The organism is Cupriavidus numazuensis (assembly GCF_905397435.1).
GTDB classification, from domain to species: domain Bacteria; phylum Pseudomonadota; class Gammaproteobacteria; order Burkholderiales; family Burkholderiaceae; genus Cupriavidus; species Cupriavidus numazuensis.
On sequence record NZ_CAJPVI010000121.1, the window covers coordinates 1 to 6,507 of the forward strand.

General features: G+C 60.7%; 5 protein-coding genes. All 5 read right to left on the reverse strand.

Features of this window, described 5'->3' with window-relative positions; all coding sequences use genetic code 11:
- Positions 1-238: 238 nt before the first annotated feature.
- Positions 239-739 carry a hypothetical protein gene (locus tag KHO41_RS40455; RefSeq protein WP_211958804.1) on the reverse strand — a complete coding sequence of 167 codons (501 nt, stop codon included), beginning with the start codon at positions 737-739 and terminating at the stop codon, positions 239-241.
- 111 nt (positions 740-850) lie between these two features.
- A complete protein-coding gene (locus tag KHO41_RS40460; RefSeq protein ID WP_211958805.1) occupies positions 851-1,330 on the reverse strand; it encodes a hypothetical protein in 480 nt (159 codons plus the stop codon).
- On the reverse strand, positions 1,323-3,647 hold the full coding sequence (locus tag KHO41_RS40465) for a hypothetical protein (RefSeq protein ID WP_211958806.1): 2,325 nt from the start codon (positions 3,645-3,647) through the stop codon (positions 1,323-1,325). The genes KHO41_RS40460 and KHO41_RS40465 overlap by 8 nt, the downstream gene beginning before the upstream one ends.
- Positions 3,644-5,176 carry a site-specific integrase gene (locus KHO41_RS40470; protein ID WP_211958807.1) on the reverse strand — a complete coding sequence of 511 codons (1,533 nt, stop codon included), beginning with the start codon at positions 5,174-5,176 and terminating at the stop codon, positions 3,644-3,646. The genes KHO41_RS40465 and KHO41_RS40470 overlap by 4 nt, the downstream gene beginning before the upstream one ends.
- A gap of 2 nt (positions 5,177-5,178) precedes the next feature.
- Positions 5,179-6,507, reverse strand: a 1,329-nt coding sequence (locus tag KHO41_RS40475) for a tyrosine-type recombinase/integrase (protein WP_244874273.1), incomplete at its 5' end; no start/stop codon positions are given.

Below are 6,507 nucleotides of genomic sequence, written 5' to 3' on the forward strand. Positions count from 1 at the left end.
CCGCATTCTTGGCACCTGTGGCCTGGTGTTGCGCTGGGCTTTTCCCGCCTTGTTGTATTTCAGCGGGAAGGCGGCCCGAGTTTTCGACAGGCCCCCACTTTTTTTGGCTGGTACGTGTTGCGTGCCCGTGGCACCCGTCTTCGTTGCGTTGCATCTTCTGCCGATGCGCAACGGAAGGACACGCCAGGCCGGGAGGCTGACGACTGCGGTGTTGCGCGTTGCGCGCTACGGCGTGGGACTACGATCGCGTCTTTGGTTTGACCCCCAGTTCCCATAGCAGGTCGATGTTGCGGAGGTATAGGGAGACGTTTTCGGCCGAACTGTGGATGATCGAGTGCTCGCGCCCATCGACGGCGTCAACTTTTGCTGTCCACGGATCTTCCAGGCTCTGGCAAGCATCCTCGATATCGTCGCGATACTGCTGTAGCGCCTTCGGGGTCCAGGTCCGCATTGCATCTGGGGCCAACAACACAGAGAGCGTACCCTTGCGCTCCCCGATATACCGCACAGGGGAGAGCAGGCCGCCGATGTAAAACATCATGAGCGCGTCGATCACGCGGTCGTCATGGTCCTCGTCCCAGATGACCGCGAGGTCAAGGAATGCACAGCGATCGAGCCGGTTCAGAAGCTCGTCATGCCAGACTGGCGCCCGCAGGATGGAGTAATGTGTTCCCCGGCCGAGGTTGCCCACAGGGCGAGTTTCGTCATGCAGGGTCTGGAAGAAGGGGCAATAGGACATGAACGCTCCTTTCGGGAGAGAGGCGGCTTCCGCCGCGGAACCGCAGCCATTTCGTGGCCGCGAGCATCAATGCAAACAGTATCACGCCGGAGGCATTCAGCGTCGCCGCGCTTAGTTCCGGCGTTTAGAGTTCTCCGGCATCGGGACGATTGCCGCTTCGGGTATGGCGCCGAGTTCTACAAGCTTGTCCCGGGCGTCGCGATACTGCTCGTAGAATCTGGCCCACTTGCTGAATCCGCCCAGTTCTCCAACTGCACGTAACATAGCGACGTGAGAAGCCGTCAGCAATTGCACGCTGGCCTCAAGCTCCGCAATCCGGAGGTCCTTGTCGGCAAGCGTTGCGGCCATGTCGGCGCCAGATCGCTTGGCAGCGCGACCACGCCAGCGCCGGTATTCCGCTTGGCGCTGCTGATACTCGGCAAGCAGCCTGCGGCGTGACTCGCTGCGAGTGATCGACGACGCCGCGCTGATGGATGGGTGCAGCCGGGCGACGGCGCGCGCCGTGATGTCCTCGTCGTCGGTCAGTAACACCTCAAGGATCTCACGCATTTTCCCGTCATCGGCCGACGACACTTCATTGGCTTTATTCATCAAGTATTCCCCGTCGTCGGGGCAAGGAGAGGTCAATGCCATCGGGGAAGGGACGGTCGCCCGGCTGCGTTTTGAGCAGCCCTTGTACGCCAGCCAGCCGTTTTTCCGCGTGGTCGAGCTGGTTTTGCCAACCAATGCTGGTCGATGGGCGGGCCTTGATCGTGTCCACGGCAAGTTTGAGCTGGCCCTCGAGCCGAATCAGGTTCCGCCTATGCTCGGGCAGATCCGTGGCCGAGAGGTGGCGACAGTCGGCGAAGCACTCCAGATGCTTGGCGCACGGATCGACCGTGAACGAGTTCAGGCAGTGCCCATAAGGGGTGGCATGGAATCCGTCCGCTTCGGCACGCAGGTACTCGTATGCGGCCGCGTCGCCCTCCGTCTTCTGGATGCGCCGGAAGGCATCGACGATCGGACCGCTGGCCTTGCCACCCTTGATGAGCCGGGCAACCGTGCCGGCTTTTTCGCCGAGCAGGATCTCGACGTCCTGTGGAATTTCGATCTGCTCAAGATCCTCCGCCAGGCTGCGATGGTCGTATTCATAGCTTTGTGCAACGCTGCGCCGGTTGAAGCGCTTTGAGATGATCGTGTCGGCAACGCCAAGCCGGAACAGCTCGGTGTTCTGCAGATGGCGCAGCATGTGTGCCTCGATCTTCAAGGCCCGGTCTTCGTCGGTCTGTCCGTACTTTTCAAACAGCGTTGGCAGGGACTTCGCGTCACCCAGTGACTGTCCGATGAACGTGGGGTCTGGTCGGTTGACCGCCATGTAGCGGGTCACATCGCAAAGCCCATCGTTGCGTTCCTCGGCCACCGACCGTTTGGGCTGGACGAACAGCAACTCCCAGGGCTCAACGAACCCAGAGGCCAGCGGAAGCCGCATGGTGTCGGATACCTTCGTTGGCGTCGAGAACCGGATATGCTCCTCGAGCTCGCCAACGTGCAAGTACGCAGCGTGCCACTCCATCCGCTTTACAAGGCTGATCGGCGAGCCATCACCATATCGGAAGCGCATGCTGGTCTTGCCTTCACGCATCACCTTCAGCAGACGATTCCCAAACACATAGACGGCCATGTCGAGGGTCAAGCTGCCATTTCGCCACAGCGCACACTGATGCTCATACAATTCATCAAACACTGACGGATCGAGGCCATCGCGGTAGCGTTTTATGAACGGATCTCGCTCAATGCCTAGCCAGAATGGGTTGCCTGCTAGGCGGGTGTAAAGCTCGATGACAGGTACGACACTGTCGACCGGATACCATGGCAACAGTCGCTCCGTCTCGCATTGCAGTTTCAACGTTGCGCGGAGAGATTCTGTGAGCTTGGCTACCCGGTCAAGGGTCTCGGTCAGCAACGCCCGGAACATTTCCGGGACCGGCTGGGCGCTTTCAAACAGGACGCGACTGTCCGCTTCAGCGTCCTGCTGCTTTTCCGCAAAGTGGCGCACCATCAAGGAGGTCGAGATGCCACCGGACTCACCGGCTGGACGACCCTTCGCGTCCAGATACGTCCGCTCACGCTTCCAGTCGACCGGCAGCAACGCAACTTCCCCTGCACGCATGCCGGTCACGATCAGCGTGCGCACTGCAGCGAACCGCAGCTCGTCCATGAACGTGCGTGGCCGTTCGGTCATCACGATACGGGTCAGCTCCCAGAACGCCCGACGTTCAGGCAGGCGTTCGCCACGCTTGCGAGCTTCCAGGTCGGCCCGCAACTCCTCCTGCGACCAGGTATGCTTTGCCTTGTTCGTCCCGTATGCTTGCATGCGCGGGACAGCTAGCGATGAGTACAAGGGGCCTGCATCGCAAATGTGCCGAGCGTCAAACACCGTCTTGACGATGCCGACCACCTGATCCCCCAACTTGCCAGTCGCCTGGCATGCTGCTGCAATACGAATCGCCGCACGCAAATCATCGGCGGTGAGTTGCCACGGGTCCTTGTCCACGCAGGTTGCGATCACCCGCAGCGGACGCGCGATGCTATGTGCCACATACCGCGTGGTGTTGCGCCTGAACAGCAACTGTTCAGCCACCGCTGCCTTAATCAAGTCTTGCCACGAGACCGACAGTGCTCGACGGGGCAGTGGCATCAGGCCACGCTCGATGCGCTCAGCGTTGACGACAGCCAGCGCCTTCGCCTCAGCGCCGAGATCTCGCAGGTAGTGGTTGGGGGGTGGCACGTCACCAGTAACCGCCGTCAGATTCCAGCCAACACCGTCACGAGCAGCGCCTGCCTCGTCCAGCGGTATGTCCCAGTGCAGACCCTTTTCATGGGCGAGTGCCTTGCCCAGCTCGATGAAGGCAGCGTAGTGTGGGTTCATCGGCGCTCGCCTTCTAACTCGTCGATGACCGCCTGTATTTCGGCGATCGTGCGCTGCAGTTGCAGGTAGGCCGGCGATCGGGCATCGCCACGGGAACTCTGCTCGAAGAGCAAGACCACTTCACGCATCGCGGCCAGCACACTTTCGTGCATGGTTTTGTCGTGCAAAGGCATAAATTTCCTGCACCCATAGCACGACGTCACCGGATTGTAAGGGCAGGCTGGTTGCCCTGACGTGCAGCCGCCGATGCCGGCAATCGGGATGCCGTGAGGCACACCAGCGATCTGCTGTTCTCCCTTGAGCTGGGTGAGCTCTTCCGGGGAGATGAACCGATCGTGCGCGATCTTGGCCACCCGCCGGTATATAGCGGACGCGCCCAGTGCCCGGTTGACCCGGTCCGCGTGAGAGGCTGACGCCGCAAAGTACACCAGCCCCGTCCGCACATCGGAATGCCCCAGGAACTCGGCGAGTTCTTCGTGACTCGCGCCCGCGTCAACGAGGCGTTGGGCTGCCGTATGACGAAGGTCCATCGCGCAAGTATCATCCCCGATGAGGCGTTCCACGCAGCGGGCGATGCGCGAGCCGGCCTCATGATTGGAACTGACGTCGAAGACGCGATCGCCCGCGTCACGACCTTGCCAATCTGCATAGGCGACCAGGGCCGTGAACAGCACCGCCCACTCCTGTTTCACACGACGGACCATCGGCCTTTTTCGAAGCCTTTGCCGCTGCTTGACCATGACGAAGGTGAGGTGAACGGCCGGTTCGCCACTGGGATCTGGTTGCCAGACCCGTACATCACGCCTCGTCAGCATCGCAACCTGAATGGGACGCATGGCGAACTGATAGGAACAGAGCACCATCGCGGCCTCGCAAAGCTGGTCGTGCGCGACGCCTGACCAGCCTCGGGCCCTTGTGAGGTCCGATGTTTCGTCCAGGTAGCGAACGATCACAGCTTCCTCATCAGCGCTCAGGAAGACATTGCCTGACCGCACACCGGCATATGGGTCCGACGCGGGGCCGGGCAGGGCGCCGCTGACATAGGTCAGATAGGACTCGGACCACCCGTGCAAGCGATGTCTGCATAGCAGCCGCAGGACTGCCTTAACGAAACGATAGGCGTGAACCGGCAACTCACGGGCGCGCAGCGCCATCCATCTCGCGGAGATGCGGGTTGGACCGGCGTCAACAACGCGCTCGACGTCATGCACTTCGAGATGCATTGCTGCGGCCAATACATTGAAGCAGGTCGAGATATGCAAGTCTTCGCCCAGCAGGAAGACCAGTAGATGCTTCTGCAGAGCGCCATAGACAGCAGGATACCGGCCGAAGTCGAGCCGGAACATCCGACCATTGAGGTGAAGTTCGAAGACATCTGTCTGACGGACTGCCGGGATGGAACGGAGCTTATCGTCGAAGTCGTCGTAGTAACGTATAAGTGGTGGCAGTTCTGGCAATGACGCCATCATGCTTTCGAGCACCGATGGCCCGGCTTGCCCACGAAGCCGGGATGGGAAGACCTCCAGCATGATCAGCGTCCCTGCGGCAGGGCGCGCAGCAAGGCCACACGATCGTCGAACGCGTCGTTCCATACGCTCGCGAGGCGGCTTTCAAAGACAGCTCTGGCATAGCGCGAAGGCATTTCGGATTCTTTCGACCATCCGAAGAATGTACGCAGTTTCTGCAGCGCTTCGGGCATCGAGTCGCCTCGCTCGAGCAACTGGTGAAGCCGCAATGCGGCGCACGTGTGCCGGAGGTCGTGGCAGGTGACCGACTTCTTTCCGGTGCGGTCGTGCAGTTCCTGCAGCACATCCGTAGGCAACGCTTTCGATATCGTTGTAAAGATCTTCGTCAACGACTCTGTGGAAAGAGGGCCGCCAGTCTGGGCGCTTAACATGAACGAATGCGAAGGCCGGCCCCGGTAATTTTCGCAATAGATCTGCACCAGGCCCGCGGTTGCGTCGCTGACGGGAATTTGCCTGACCGAATGGCGCGTCTTGATGCTGGGCTTCGAGTAACGGCTGTCGCCGCCAACGTCTTCATACTCGTTTTGCCGGACGTTCAGCCAGTACCTTGTCCGGCCAAGTGCGCGGTCATAGCTGCTCTTGATGGCGTCCGCTGGCAGCAACAAGAGTTCGCCGCGGCGCAGACCCTGATGCAGCATCAGCACGAACGCGATGAAGACCCGCCAGCGCGTGTGTGCGCGCGGGAAGGGATTGGCATCCGATTCCGGATCCAGGACCTGATAGAGACTCTCGACCACGCTGGAGGGCAACGACCGGACGGTCTCGCTGCGGGCTCCTTGGCGAATGTGTAGCTGGCGGTAAAGCGTCGATAGTCGGTGGATGCGCGTCTCAATCTGTCGCATCTTCGCGTCCGCCGACTTCGACAGCCATGTGATCACCGATGTCACGAACGCCAGTCCGGTCTGCCACCGGGCCTCATTGCTGCGCGTGGCGACAGGCTGATTACGCAGACTCACGAACCAAGACTCGAGAATGTCCGCAAGCCGGGCATCGTCAAGATCGGATAGCGCGTCATCCAGCGCATTCGCCTGGAATGACCGATCCGCATGCGCATACAGGTTCTCGATGTACCGCAGCCGCACGGTCTGCGTGGACGCTGCCCATTGAGCCCCAGCAATGATCAGCCAGACCGCGGCCCAGTACCTGGGCATGTGGTTGCTGTCGACCAGCGCAACCCCCTGGAGCGTCCGCGGCACGGCGGCGGCGCTGACCTGAACAAACATAAAACCCACAACAAAACGCAACGGCGAAAGATACCATAAAAGCACATTTACGTTGTGGTAACTGAAGTCTCCAGACCGTCCTGCACGCAACACCTCAGAACATACCAACAG